We start from the raw sequence: 12,472 nt of genomic DNA on the forward strand, positions 1-12,472 counted from the left end.
TCACTTGACAAGTTTTTGGACCAGACTCAGGTTGAGGAATTGGGAGAAATCAGGGGTGGTGCGTGCAAAGCCAGCGTCACGGTTCAACTCGGCGTACTCTTCGAGGGTGTCCAGAGGGATTTGCCAGCCCACTTTGGTGCGGGCAAGGGCCTTGAACAGCACTTTCTGGTCGGGACGGACGTTGGTGATGTCGTGAATTTCGTTGGAGAGGGCTTTCTGGGCCAGCACATTGGATTGTTTGATGAAGTTGATGCCTGCAAGGTGACCTTTGACGATGTCTTCGGTGATCTTGGGGTTGTTTTTCATGAAGGTGGTGTTGCCGACGAGCACGGTGGTGGTGTAATTGCCACCTTTCCAGATTTGCCGCTCGTTCAGCACCAGTTTGGCCCCTTGCTGTTCCAGCACAGCGCCCCACGGTTCTTGCACCAGAGCGGCATCCACCTGTTTGGAGGCAAATGCAGCAGGCATGTCAGCGGGGTTGATGGGGACGATGGTGACATCGCCTCCCTGATCGGTGGGTTTCAAGCCTGCTTCTCTCAGGATATAACGCAGAGAGATGTCTTGCGTAGAGCCACGGGTGGGAACCGCCACCTTTTTGCCTTTCAGGCCTTTGACCCCGGTGATTTTGATGTCCCCTCTGGAGACCAGCACGGCTCCGGCCTGTGCTGCACCTGCAATCACCTGAATGGGCACGCCGCGCATGAAAGCGTTCATGGCTGGACCGGGTCCCACATAAGCGAAATCAATGGCACCAGCGGCGAAAGCTTCGTTGATTTGGGAGCCGTTGGCAAATTCTTTGACTTCCAGTTTGACGTTGCCCAGTTCTTTCTGGAACAGTTTCTGGTTGACGGCCACCAGACCTGCGGCGTGGGTGACGTTGGGGAAGATGCCAATTCGGACAGAGTCGGCTTTCTGGGCTTGTGCTGCGCCAGCAATCAGGAGAACGGTCAGGAAGATCTTTTTCATGGGGTGGCTCCTTCAAAAAAGCGATGCTCCGCGTGGACCTCAGGCTGGAGCACCACAGGTGGGTGAGGTTTTACTGTCTGCTCTGGCGGAGGCGGTAGGTCTGGAGTTTCAGGTGGTAGTAGATCTGGCAACCGAGGCAAAAACCTGTGGTCAGGTTGATGAGGGCCAGGATCACCACCATGCCTCCAAGCACCACGGCGAGCAGGAAGTTCTGGCTGAAAAGGGCCACACTGGCGGAAAGCAAAAAGGCGCTTCCCAGCAGTTGGGCAAATTGGCTGGCATCAAAACCAGAGGGTTTGGGAAACTGGATTCCAGTGATTTTGCTGTACAGCCAACGGAAAGGAGAGTGGGCAGGGGAGATGGCCCCGAGCAGGATCGCAACGGCCAGACACATGAGCAGCACAGGCACCTGAAGCGCCAGTCCGATCAGTGTCAGGGCGATCATGTTGCTTTGCTGGAAGTGTTCAAGGCTTGGTCTGTGGTCCATGGGAAAACCCCTCCTAAATAGTTGAGTAGAATAGTAAACTACTCAATTTACAAGGATTGTAAACAATGCTGCGATTCGGGTCAAGAGACATCCACGAGTTGTCTAAAACGGGCTCAATCGCTTGTGACTCAAACAACAAAAACCAGAGATGACCGGGAGGCTCTCTGGCTTCAGGTGTGCAGTTCAATGCGGGGAATTCAAACGTTGGGACGGAGCAGGTGGTTCAGACAATAAGAATAGTTGTTGCCCTGCTTGAAGTCCTGAACCAGATCGGCGACGGTCATCTCGCCCAGCACTTCCAGAACGGCATCCCGGATCCTGCGCCAGATTTTGTTGCGGGCAAAGCAGCGGGGTTCCTCGGGGCAGTCTTCATGCCAGTTCAGGCTGATGCAAGACAGGGGGGCCACCGGACCATCCACGGCACGCACCACCTCGCACAGGCTGATCAGGTGAGGTTTGCGTGCCAGAGCATAACCTCCGCCAATCCCTTTTTTGGATTTGATGATGTTTTTGCTGGAAAGCAAAGCCAGAATGCGAACCAGATAAGGACGCGCAATGCCGGTGTGCTCACTGATCTCGTCGCTGCTGACCCAACGGTCCAGCTCTTGCATCCCCAGATACCCGAGGGCTTGAAACGAGTAGATGTCGGTGGTGGAAAGACGCATATTTTATAGTGTACAAGGTTAGCGAACTTGTAGATTGTGCTTGCCAACATTTGATGACCGCATTTGGCAAAACAAAAATCTGCCCCGCAGGGCAGACCATCAGGACGCCAGAGGCTGGGTTACAGCAGCTCTGCGATTTTGCGGGTTGCATCACGGGCTTCCAGGTGAATCAGACCCACGCTGGACCAACTGGGTGCAACCACAGCCAGTACGCCTTTGGTGCCCGCAGCATAGATCAGGATCTGTGCGCTTGAACCAGTGACGCTGGTTTCACTAAGGGTTCCGGCGTTCAGTGTTTCACTGATGCGCTTCCCCAGACCTAGGGCCGTTGCCGCCATCGCTGCCACGCGGGTCGGGTCTGTGCCGGCCATCGAGTATGCGATGGGCAGACCGTCAGTAGAGGCCACCATAACCCCTTGAAGCTCGGGGATGGCACTGCGAAGGTGATCGATGATGTGTTGCAGTTGTTCCTGTTTGCTCATGATATCAGTCGCCCTTTGATACAATACCAACTTTCTTACCCCTAGTATAACTTTTGTAGAGCCTTTTGGGGGTCACTCGGCAGGTACACCTGGTACATTCACTTGCAGACCTCACATTCGTCTTGCTGTAAACTGAATTGGCACATGGATTTACTGTCACAGCTAAACCCCAATCAGGCAGAGGCCGCCGCACATTTCACCGGTCCTGCTCTGGTCATTGCCGGAGCAGGAAGTGGCAAAACCCGCACACTGGTTTACCGTCTGGCCCACCTGATCATGCACCATCATGTTCCCCCCAGAGAAATTCTGGCGGTCACCTTCACCAACAAGGCCGCTGCTGAAATGAGAGAACGCGCCGAGAAACTGGTCTACGGGGCCGGTGACCTCTGGATGAGCACCTTCCACTCTGCAGGCGTCCGCATTCTCAGGGCGTATGGTGAACGCATCGGACTCAAACGTGGCTTTGTGATCCTCGACGACGACGATCAACTGGACCTGCTCAAAGAAATCATGGGCAGCATTCCCGGCATGCCTCAAGATTCCAACCCGAGGTACCTGCGCTCCATCATCGACAAGGCCAAATCCAACCTCTGGACCCCCGATGACCTGTACCTCAAAGGGGATGAGTTCATGGCTGGCCTCAAAAAAGATGTGGCCGTCGAAGGGTACCGCCGTTACGAGTCCCGAATGCGTGGCATGAATGCCATCGATTTCGGGGACCTTCTCACCGAAACCGTTCGCCTGTTCAGGGAAGTCCCGGATGTGCTTGAAAAAATTCAGGCTCGGGCACGGTTCATCATGATCGATGAGTATCAGGACACCAACACCGCCCAGTATGAATTTGCAAGGCTTCTGGCCAGCAAAGAAAGAAATCTTCTGGTCGTTGGGGACCCCGACCAAAGCATTTACAAATTCAGGGGCGCAGATATTAAAAACATTCTGGACTTTCAACAGGATTATTCAGATGCCAAGGTCTACAAACTTCAGGAAAATTACCGTTCAAGTGCCAAGGTCCTGACCATCGCCAACAAACTCATCGAGAACAACACCGAGCGTCTGGACAAGACTCTGGTGCCTGTGAAGCCAGACGGGGAAGACGTGTGGTTTTACCGGGCCACCGACCAGAAGTTTGAATCCGACTTTGTGGCCCAGCAAATCACCCTGATGAGTCACCGTGGGTACAAACTCACCGACATGGCCGTGCTGTACCGCACCAACGCGCAATCTCGGGTGGTGGAAGAATCCTTAAGGCGCTCCCAGATCCCGGCCAAGATTGTGGGTGGGGTGGGCTTCTATGACCGCCGGGAAATCAAAGACATCCTGTCTTATGCCCGATTGGCCATCAACCCTTCAGACGATGTGGCTTTCCGGCGCATTGTGGGCCGTCCGAAAAGAGGCATCGGAGATACCGCTGTTCAGAAACTGCTGGATTGGGGCAGCCTGCACAGGAAATCCCTTCTGGAAGCCGCCAGCATGGCAGACACCATTCTGGAACGTGGGGCCAACAAATGCCAAGAGTTTGCCCTCCTGATGAAAGACCTCCACGAGAAAGTGGAGGACTACGAACCCCACCACTTCCTGCAACTGGTCATCGAGTCCACAGGCTACCTGGAAATGCTCAAAAACGAAGGGCGTGAAGGCCAGGACCGCCGCGAGAACCTGGAGGAACTCATCAACGCAGCCACCGACTGGAGCGAGCAGCACGAAGGAGGTTCGATTGCCGACTTCCTTGATGATGCAGCCTTGCTTTCCAGCGTGGACGATGAAAAAGTCAAACGGGAAAACGGGGGAGTCCCAGAGGAAAGCATCACCCTCATGACCCTGCACAACGCCAAAGGACTGGAGTTTCCGGTGGTGTTCATTGTGGGTGTGGAAGAGGGCCTGTTGCCCAGTCGGAACAGCCTGATGGAACCCGGTGGTCTCGAAGAGGAACGCCGCCTGTTTTACGTGGGCATCACCCGAGCCATGGACCGCCTGTACCTGACAGCCGCAGAGAACCGCATGCAATACGGAAAAACCAATGCCTGCGAAGACAGCCGTTTCCTTGAGGAAATTGAAGGTGGTTTTGTCCCTGTGGACCTGTACGGACAGCCCGCGGGTGCCAAAAAACGCGGCAGTTGGTCCAGTTTCCACCCGAGTGCCCCGAGTGTCCCCAAATCCACGGCACCTTCGGCTGCTCCAGATGGTTTCAAGGGGGGCGAAAAAGTCAAACACCCCAAGTTTGGGCAAGGGGTGGTGCTGGCAGTGGCTGGTTTCGGTGACAAACAGCAGATCACGGTCAACTTTGCAGGGGTGGGCAACAAAACCCTGATGACCAAGTTCGCCAATTTGTCTCGGGCTTGAGGCCCCAGAAATTCAAAATAATCCCCCTCCAGTTGCCTCAGGAGGGGGATTTCATATCAGAGCAGGGTTTCGATTTCTTCGGCCAGACGGTTCAGGTGAAAAGGCACCCTTTCCAGAGGCACATTCAGCAAGGTCACGGCAGTCACATCTTCTTCAAAATGCTCTGGGATGGTCTGACAGTGTGCTTTGACAATGCGAATGAGTTTTTTCTCGCCGGGATGGGGCATCCGGTTGAGGGCAAACAGGATGTCAAAATAAGAGGCCAGAAATGCTGCAATCCGGTGGTTGATGCTCACAAAGTCATCCCGTTTGATGGCTTTGGTCACCTGATCGATGTAGTTGGGCATTTGGGCTTTTAACAGGGGCAGGTTTTTCTGGATGATGTTGTGGGCCAGCGCATCAGGGTAAGGGACAGTGTATTTTTCTTGCAGGGCTCTGGCTTTGCCTGTCCGGTCAAACAGAATCCGTGAATGGATGAAGTTGTCCCAGAAGCAGGTGGTGTAGCCAATCCACGCTTCGCAACGCACCACGGTGCGTTCCATGTCGTTTTCGAGGCCTTCCCATGACCGGTAGATCAGTTCGATGGGAGCCCTTCCAATGTAACCGTCGTCTTCCAGTTCCCAGAAGGTGTTGCCCACTTCCATCTGTGCGCCATGTTTCTCGAAGACAGCACGCCTTGAAGCCTCTGGCACCATCACCGAGGAATAAACGTACACATCGTGGTCTGAATGGGCATCGGTGGTTCCAGCGGTTTGAGAGCCTGCCAGAAGCAAAGCCTCCACTTCAGGAATGTTGGCGAGGTCGGTCAGAAAAAGTCTGATGGGATCGGGTAAATTCTGCATCTCTGGCTCCTTGTCCTCTTTATAAGCAATCTGTTGTTGATGTGTAAAAAAGACATAGACCTCTGGCCCGGGGTTTTCTGGAACGTTCCATCAAGGCTGGCAAGCAAAACTCTGCAATTCCTCAAGAGGGTTTTTCATCTTTTTACAGGGAAAAGGCAAGTAGCATAAAGACAGCATGAAAACACCCCTCCTCCTTGCCGCATTGTTTCTCGGGACCGCCAGTGCACAGTTGAAACTCCCTGCTGGAGTGGAAGCCGTCCCTTTTGGCAAAGCCGAAGTCACCTTCAAAGGCAAAGTTTCCCGCACGGTTCTGCTGGAAGCGGCCATCTCTCCAGAGCAAGCCGAACGTGGCCTCATGTACCGCACCAGCATGCCCAAAAACAGTGGGATGCTTTTCCTGCTGGGCATGCAAGAAAGACAGGCCAGCTTCTGGATGAAAAACACCCTGATTCCTCTGGACATTGCCTATTTCAATGCCAGAGGTGTGATTGTGGACATCCTGCAAATGCAGCCTTGCAAAGCCACCGACACCAACTGCCAGACCTACCCCTCCAGCAAACCTGTGATAGGGGCCATCGAAATGAACATCGGATGGTTCAAACAGAATGGCATCAAAGTCGGAGACACCGTCACTTACAAACTGAAGTATTGATTTTTCAGGAGGTGCCCTTGGGTTCTGGAAGATTTCATGCGGTGTCCTCTGGAGACATGAGGTGTTTCAAAAGTTCGTTTCAGGCTTCTGAAATCCCGTCTGGATCGATTGTCAGCATCATGACATCATCCCTTTGAAAAGGTGGTAAACTCAACTCTGCAATCAGGAATCACCCTGTAGCCAAGGAGGAAACCTAGCGTTGAAAAACACCCGATTCAAGCCTCAAGATGCCGCTGAACTCTATGGGGTACCCTACTGGTCCAGCGGTTATTTTCGTGTCAACGACGAAGGCAAACTGGAAGTGGATTTGCCCGGCGGACTTTCCATCGTTCTCGAGGAAGTCATTGAGGAGCTCGTGGCACGCGGTAAGAGCATGCCCATCATTTTGCGTTTCCCGCAGGTGCTGGCAGAGCGCGTGAAAAGTCTTTCCGAGGCTTTCCGAAAAGCCATCAAGGAATACGATTACCAGGGGAAGTATCAGGGTGTTTTCCCGATCAAGGTGAATCAGAGGCGTGTGGTTGTGGAAACCATCGCCAAAGCAGGTTACTCCTACCACACTGGACTGGAAGCAGGCTCCAAAGCAGAACTTGCCCTGTGTCTGGCCCAGAACATCCACCCCGAGGCCTTGCTGTGCTGCAACGGCTTCAAAGACGATGGTTTTGTCAGTCTGGCCCTATGGGGACGCAAACTCGGCAAAAACGTGGTCATCACCCTTGAGAAAATGAGCGAACTGGACCGGGTGCTGCGCCTGTCCAAAGAACTCAATGTCAAGCCTGCGGTGGGGGTGCGTTTCAAACTGAATGCCAAAGGAAGCGGCCAGTGGGAAGAATCCGGTGGAGACAACGCCAAATTCGGACTCAACGCCGCCGAACTCTTGCACGTGGTGGAGCGCCTGCGCGAAGAGGACATGCTGGATGCCCTCACCATGATTCACTGCCACATCGGCTCCCAGATCACCGACATCCGCCGCATCAAAGTGGCCGTGCGTGAAGCCACCAATGTGTATGCCAACCTGGTGAAAGCTGGAGTGCCCGTCAAGTACCTGAACGTCGGGGGCGGCCTTGGCGTGGACTACGACGGTTCCAAAACCACCTTCTATGCCAGCATGAACTACACCATGCAGGAATACGCCGCAGACGTGGTTTACACCATTCAAGAAGTCTGCCAGCGCATGGAAGTGCAAGAACCCATCATCGTGTCCGAATCTGGACGTGCCCTGACTGCACACCACTCTGTTCTGGTGATCCCTGTTTTGGACGTGACTGGCCCCAATGTGGACCAGAGCTTCATCCCCGAGCGCAAAGAGGACCAGCACCAGATCGTCACGGACCTTGAGCAACTGATGGAAAACATCACCGTGCGCAACGCCCGTGAGATTTACAACGATGCAGTGGCAGACAAAGACACCATGAACAACCTGTTCAACCTCGGGTACCTGAGTCTGCATGACCGTGCCCGTGGTGAGGCCCTGTTCAATGCCATCATCCGCAAAATCGCCAAGGCCGTTCAGGACATGAAGTACGTCCCTGACGAGCTGGAAGATTTGCCGCGTGTGCTGGCAGACAAGTACGTCTGCAACTTCTCCCTGTTCCAGTCACTGCCAGACAACTGGGCCATTGACACGCTGTTCCCGATCATTCCGATTCACCGCCTCGATGAGCGTCCCACCCGTGAAGCCACACTGGTGGACATCACCTGTGACAGCGACGGCAAAATCGACAAGTTCATTGACCTGCGCGATGTGAAACGCACCCTGCCCCTGCATGAACCAGATGGAAACCCTTACTACCTCGGGATTTTCCTTGCTGGAGCCTATCAGGATGTGCTGGGGAGCGGTCACAACCTGTTCGGCAAAGTCAATGAAGCCCATGTGGTCGCAGACAAAGAAGAAGGGTACCGCATCGACCTCTTTGTGCGCGGTCAAAAAGCCCGCCGCATGATCGAGAACATGGGTTACGAAGAAGACGACCTGCGCGACTCCATCGAAGCCCAGATCGAAACCGCCCGCAAAAAAGGCAACTTCACCCCTTCCGAAGCCAAAGAACTCGGGACCACCTACACCGAGGAACTGCTCGGGTACACCTATCTGGAATGAGCTTGTTCTGATGCTCTGGCCTCTCGCTTGCGAGGGGCTTTTTTGTTGTTTGGATTTGCCAAGGGCAAATGAAAGCTTTTGCGATGGCAACGCAGGGCGAGGCATGCCTTCTTGTGCAAAACGAGGGACCGCAATTTGGTCTCTCTGCACGCTCGCCCCTACAGCCCCTTGACCATCTCTGACACGCATCACACGATGCTCTCGGCTCTCGGCTCTCGGCCATCCAGACCACACCCCGAGCTTTGCAAACGGTTTCAGGTAGAATCAGGCAAATGGATTTCACCCGCTCCCGGCTTTTTGACCTGCTGTCCAGCAAACGCTTCTGGGCAGCTTCTGCGGTCATTTTTTCTCTGCTGTTCTTCTTTTCTGCCTTCGATGTGACTGCCCTGAGTTGCAACATTCTGGCCCGAGACACCCAGGGGCTGGGCAGGGCGTACTGCACCCCCAGTTTCCGTTTCACGCCCCAATGGAAGAAAGTGGACAACACCACCCTGAAATTTGAGGGTGCCATCCGACCAGACAGTTACACCGACTTTGAAAAAGTGTTCACCCCAGAGATCACAACCGTTCAGGTGAACTCCATCAAAGGGGATTACCGTGCGGCTTTTCAGATTGGGCAAAAACTCCAGAAGCAAGGGGTTACGGTGGTGGTGCAGCAGTTCTGCACGGCTGCCTGTGCCAATTACTGGTTTCTGGCAGGCAAAACCAAGGTTCTGGATGGCGGAGTGGTGGGTTTTCAGGGCAATTACACTGCTGTGGCAGCTCAACTGACCGATGACCAGATCCGGGAAAACCTCAAAACCGAGTTCAAGAGCACCACAGGCACCCCTCCCACCACCGACCAGATGAACACGGCGTTCAAGCGGTTCAAAGAATTTTTGCAGCAGGAAAAAGCATTTTTCCAGGCTGCAGGTGTGGATCAGGCCTTTTTTGACCTCAGCCAGAAAGAAGACAAAGGGGCTGGAGATGGCCAGAAGTACATTTACCTGATCCCGGGTCGTAAACTGATGGAGCAGCATGGTGTGTCTGGTCTGCAAGGCGACCAGAGCCAGGAGCGCCTGAAAATTCTGGCGCAAGCCGGCGACATGCACTTCAAGGAGTAAAGTTGATCGTCAAAATCGAAAAAATCATCGCGGGTGGCCTCGGGCTTGCACGCAGTGAACAAGGTGTGGTGCTCGTCGAAGCTGGACTGCCCGGCGAAGTGCTGGATGTGCAGGTCTTTCAGGAAAAACCCATCCGAACCGCCCGGATTGTGCGTGTTCTGGAAGCTTCAGCAGACCGCACAGACCCTCTGGATGCTCCCCCCACCCTCAATCTGGCCCATGCGACCTACGAGGCGCAACTGGTCTACAAGCAGGGCATTGTGCAAGATGCCCTGAACCGCATTGGAAAAATCCAGATGCAGGTGTCAAAAACCCAGCCCAGCCCGAGCCAGTGGCATTACCGCACGGTGGCCCAGTATGGCATCGACTCGGGACGGTTTTTTTACCGCGAACGGGGCAGCCATGAGAAACGCACCTTGCGTGCAGATCCCATCGCCCATGACCGGATTGATCGCCTGCTCAGAACCGTGGACCCTGCAAAACTGGGGGCAGCCCATGAAGTGGTGTTCAGAACCAGCATCCTGACTGGAGAAACCCTAGCTGCCCTGATTGGAGAAGGCACCCCTCAGGATTACCAGAAAGCTGCATTGTATCTGGCAGATCTGGGCTTGCATGGGGTTTCCCATGCTAGACCGGGCAAGTACCGATTTCAGCATGGAGCCAAGCTGGTCTGGGGCGAACCGTCCATCCTGGAGCAATACGGCAAGCATGCCCTCTCTGTGATGGTGAGCAGTTTTGCACAGGTCAATCCAGAGGCTGCAGGGGCACTTTTCCTGGAGGCCGCCGAATTGGCTGGAGCAGGGGAGACGGCCCTCGACCTGTATGGGGGCAGTGGCGCTCTGGGGTTCCATCTTGCCAGCAACTACGGCAAAGTGACCGTTCTGGACATCAATCAGGAAAGTCTGGACCGGGGCAAAAAAGATGCGGAACGCCTGAAGATCAAAAACGTCAAATTCCAGAGGGGCGATGCCCGGCGCATGAACCTCGGGTATGGCACCATCACGCTGGATCCACCCAGAGCAGGTTTGACCCCTGAGGTCATTGAGATGCTTGGAAGAAGTCAGGCCGACACGCTGGTGTACGTTTCTTGCGATCCAGCCACATGGGCCAGAGATGTCAAGCAACTGGGCGAATGGGGATTCAAATTGCAAGAGGCCATCCCATGGGATTTTTATCCACACACCTCCCATGTGGAAGTTTTAAGTTTGCTGCAACGTTAACCCTGTCCTTCAGGCTTGCTGCTCCAGTATCACCATGGCCTGGGCGTGTTCCTTGGTGTGCGTCAGGGACAGGTGGGCCACCCAGAGGTTTTCCTGCATGATGTGTGTGACCTGTGGACTGAACTTGAGGTAAGGTCTGGAAAAGGGAAAAGGGCCGTCTGGTGTGGCATCACGCACCACCCACACGTCTTGCCAGCTGTGTCCCTCAAACCATGTTTTCTGGAAGGCCTCTTTGGCAGCGAAACGTGCGGCCAGAGAGGGAACAGGGTCGGCCATTTTCAGGCAGTAATGCAGTTCCTCTGGGGTGAAAATCTTGTGCAGGAAGTGGTCGCCTTCCCGTTCCAGCACTTTGCGGATGCGGTGGATTTCAATCAGGTCGGTGCCGATGGCCACAATCATGGTCCTGACTATACTTCAATCTGTTTTGACCTCCTGCATCAAACCTGCTCACATCCACCAAAGTTTGCTTTTGTTACCATTGTGTGAGGAGTACGTGAAATGAATGAATTGATGCTTGATGAGCCAAGGTCTTACGCAGACCCTGACCAGTCGCTGTCCAAATTGCACCGCATCCAGTTCACTGGCACGGCCAACGAGTACTTCAGGATCTGGATTGTCAATCTGTTTTTGAGTGTCATCACCCTCGGGGTTTATGCAGCGTGGGCCAAGGTCCGGGCCAGACAGTACCTGTATTCCAACACCGTTGTGGATGGCCAGAGCTTTGAGTACCTTGGAGACCCCATCGCCATCCTGAAGGGCAACATTCTGGTGGCCATCGCAGCTGCCTGCTATTACTTCTCGCAGTTGTATCAGGAAGTCTGGATGTATGTGTTGCTGGGGATTTTTGGATTGTTTTACCCCTACTTGATGTACAAGTCCATGCGGTTCATGGCCAGCAGTTCGGCGTACCGCAACATCCGTTTCAAGTTCTGGGGCTCCCTTTCCGATGCTTACAAGTATTACCTTTGGTGGCTCTTGCTGGTGCCACCTTCTCTGGGATTGCTTTTTCCGCTGGTGCATTATTACCAGAGAAGATACCTGCTGGACAATGTCTCTCTGGGCGCTGCACAGTCCCAGTTCAAGGGAGATGTGGGCAGGTTTTATGTGGTTTACCTGATTGCCTACGGCATCAGCATCGGGATGACCGCCATTTTCACACTCATTGCTTTCACTTCGGTGTTTGGGGCCATTTTGAGTGGGGCAGACCCTGATTCCATTCTGGCCAATGTGGGAAGCATCATTGTTCTGGTGGTGACGGGTCTGGCCTATCTGGTCATGTTGCTGGTGGGTGTCGGCCTTCAACAATACATCTATGCCCAACTGCTCAACCACTCGCTGGACAACACCTCCCTGAACGACGGGCAAATCCGTTTCAGAAGCCGGATCAACCACTGGACCCTGATCAAAATCCAACTGGTCAACATTCTGGCCATTGTGGTGTCTCTGGGCCTCTTGAGCCCATGGGCCAAAATCCGTTACCTGAAATACGTGATCAGCCGGATTGGGGTGATTGCGCCTGCAGGGGCACTGGATGGACTGGTGGCGGTTTCTTCTCAGGAAGACAATGCCATTGGTGATGCAGCAGCAGGGTTCATGGACTTTGACATCGGACTTTGA

General features: G+C 54.1%; 12 protein-coding genes. 6 read left to right on the plus strand and 6 right to left on the minus strand.

Translation table 11 applies throughout. From position 1 onward, the window contains the following. The 4 genes from Q371_RS10335 to Q371_RS10350 form a co-directional block, all read right to left on the minus strand. Positions 1–966, minus strand: coding sequence for an ABC transporter substrate-binding protein (locus Q371_RS10335; protein WP_034339874.1), 966 nt, complete (start codon positions 964–966; stop codon positions 1–3). Between the two features lie 70 nt (positions 967–1,036). After that, a complete protein-coding gene (locus Q371_RS25600) occupies positions 1,037–1,453 on the minus strand; it encodes a DUF4395 domain-containing protein (protein WP_051964053.1) in 417 nt (138 codons plus the stop codon). A 197-nt stretch (positions 1,454–1,650) separates the two neighbouring features. After that, complete coding sequence (locus tag Q371_RS10345) at positions 1,651–2,118, minus strand: Rrf2 family transcriptional regulator (protein WP_034339876.1); 468 nt, start codon at positions 2,116–2,118, stop codon at positions 1,651–1,653. Positions 2,119–2,237: 119 nt separating this feature from the next. Next, entirely contained in the window at positions 2,238–2,600 is a 363-nt protein-coding gene (locus Q371_RS10350) for a roadblock/LC7 domain-containing protein (protein ID WP_034339878.1), read from the minus strand. Positions 2,601–2,744: 144 nt separating this feature from the next. Here Q371_RS10350 and Q371_RS10355 point away from each other — a divergent pair, with 144 nt between their 5' ends. Beyond that, a complete protein-coding gene (locus Q371_RS10355; RefSeq protein ID WP_034339881.1) occupies positions 2,745–4,943 on the plus strand; it encodes an ATP-dependent helicase in 2,199 nt (732 codons plus the stop codon). A 56-nt stretch (positions 4,944–4,999) separates the two neighbouring features. Here the strand turns inward: Q371_RS10355 and Q371_RS10360 are convergent, their stop codons facing one another. Further along, the gene (locus Q371_RS10360; RefSeq protein ID WP_034339884.1) at positions 5,000–5,785 is read right to left on the minus strand and encodes a DUF4037 domain-containing protein; all 786 of its coding nucleotides are present in this window, start codon (positions 5,783–5,785) and stop codon (positions 5,000–5,002) included. A 175-nt stretch (positions 5,786–5,960) separates the two neighbouring features. Between Q371_RS10360 and Q371_RS10365 the strand changes: the two genes are divergently transcribed. The 4 genes from Q371_RS10365 to Q371_RS10380 all read left to right on the plus strand — a co-directional run bounded on the left by Q371_RS10365 (position 5,961) and on the right by Q371_RS10380 (position 10,855). Further along, complete coding sequence (locus tag Q371_RS10365; RefSeq protein WP_051964056.1) at positions 5,961–6,437, plus strand: DUF192 domain-containing protein; 477 nt, start codon at positions 5,961–5,963, stop codon at positions 6,435–6,437. Positions 6,438–6,636: 199 nt separating this feature from the next. Beyond that, a complete protein-coding gene (gene speA, locus Q371_RS10370; RefSeq protein WP_034339887.1) occupies positions 6,637–8,532 on the plus strand; it encodes a biosynthetic arginine decarboxylase in 1,896 nt (631 codons plus the stop codon). Positions 8,533–8,804: 272 nt separating this feature from the next. After that, entirely contained in the window at positions 8,805–9,635 is an 831-nt protein-coding gene (locus tag Q371_RS10375; protein ID WP_034339889.1) for a hypothetical protein, read from the plus strand. 2 nt (positions 9,636–9,637) lie between these two features. Continuing rightward, a complete protein-coding gene (locus tag Q371_RS10380; RefSeq protein WP_034339891.1) occupies positions 9,638–10,855 on the plus strand; it encodes a class I SAM-dependent RNA methyltransferase in 1,218 nt (405 codons plus the stop codon). Positions 10,856–10,864: 9 nt separating this feature from the next. On the opposite strand, the gene acpS is transcribed toward Q371_RS10380, so the two are convergent. Continuing rightward, positions 10,865–11,254 (minus strand): holo-ACP synthase, encoded by a 390-nt coding sequence (acpS, locus tag Q371_RS10385; RefSeq protein ID WP_034339893.1) that lies wholly within the window; start codon positions 11,252–11,254, stop codon positions 10,865–10,867. Between the two features lie 99 nt (positions 11,255–11,353). Between acpS and Q371_RS10390 the strand changes: the two genes are divergently transcribed. After that, positions 11,354–12,472, plus strand: a complete 1,119-nt coding sequence (locus tag Q371_RS10390) for a YjgN family protein (RefSeq protein WP_034339897.1) — start codon at positions 11,354–11,356, stop codon at positions 12,470–12,472.

Origin of the sequence: Deinococcus misasensis DSM 22328 (genome assembly GCF_000745915.1) — a bacterium.
Taxonomy (GTDB): Bacteria; Deinococcota; Deinococci; order Deinococcales; family Deinococcaceae; genus Deinococcus_C; species Deinococcus_C misasensis.

Excerpts from the sequence above, each read along its gene's own strand:
- Q371_RS10390 (WP_034339897.1), top strand. The coding sequence starts at position 11,354 with ATGAATGAATTGATGCTTGATGAGCCAAGGTCTTACGCAGACCCTGAC.
- Q371_RS10355 (WP_034339881.1), top strand. The coding sequence starts at position 2,745 with ATGGATTTACTGTCACAGCTAAACCCCAATCAGGCAGAGGCCGCCGCA.
- Q371_RS25600 (WP_051964053.1), bottom strand. The coding sequence starts at position 1,453 with ATGGACCACAGACCAAGCCTTGAACACTTCCAGCAAAGCAACATGATC.
- Q371_RS10375 (WP_034339889.1), top strand. The coding sequence starts at position 8,805 with ATGGATTTCACCCGCTCCCGGCTTTTTGACCTGCTGTCCAGCAAACGC.
- Q371_RS10350 (WP_034339878.1), bottom strand. The coding sequence starts at position 2,600 with ATGAGCAAACAGGAACAACTGCAACACATCATCGATCACCTTCGCAGT.
- Q371_RS10345 (WP_034339876.1), bottom strand. The coding sequence starts at position 2,118 with ATGCGTCTTTCCACCACCGACATCTACTCGTTTCAAGCCCTCGGGTAT.
- Q371_RS10360 (WP_034339884.1), bottom strand. The coding sequence starts at position 5,785 with ATGCAGAATTTACCCGATCCCATCAGACTTTTTCTGACCGACCTCGCC.
- Q371_RS10335 (WP_034339874.1), bottom strand. The coding sequence starts at position 966 with ATGAAAAAGATCTTCCTGACCGTTCTCCTGATTGCTGGCGCAGCACAA.
- Q371_RS10365 (WP_051964056.1), top strand. The coding sequence starts at position 5,961 with ATGAAAACACCCCTCCTCCTTGCCGCATTGTTTCTCGGGACCGCCAGT.
- acpS (WP_034339893.1), bottom strand. The coding sequence starts at position 11,254 with ATGATTGTGGCCATCGGCACCGACCTGATTGAAATCCACCGCATCCGC.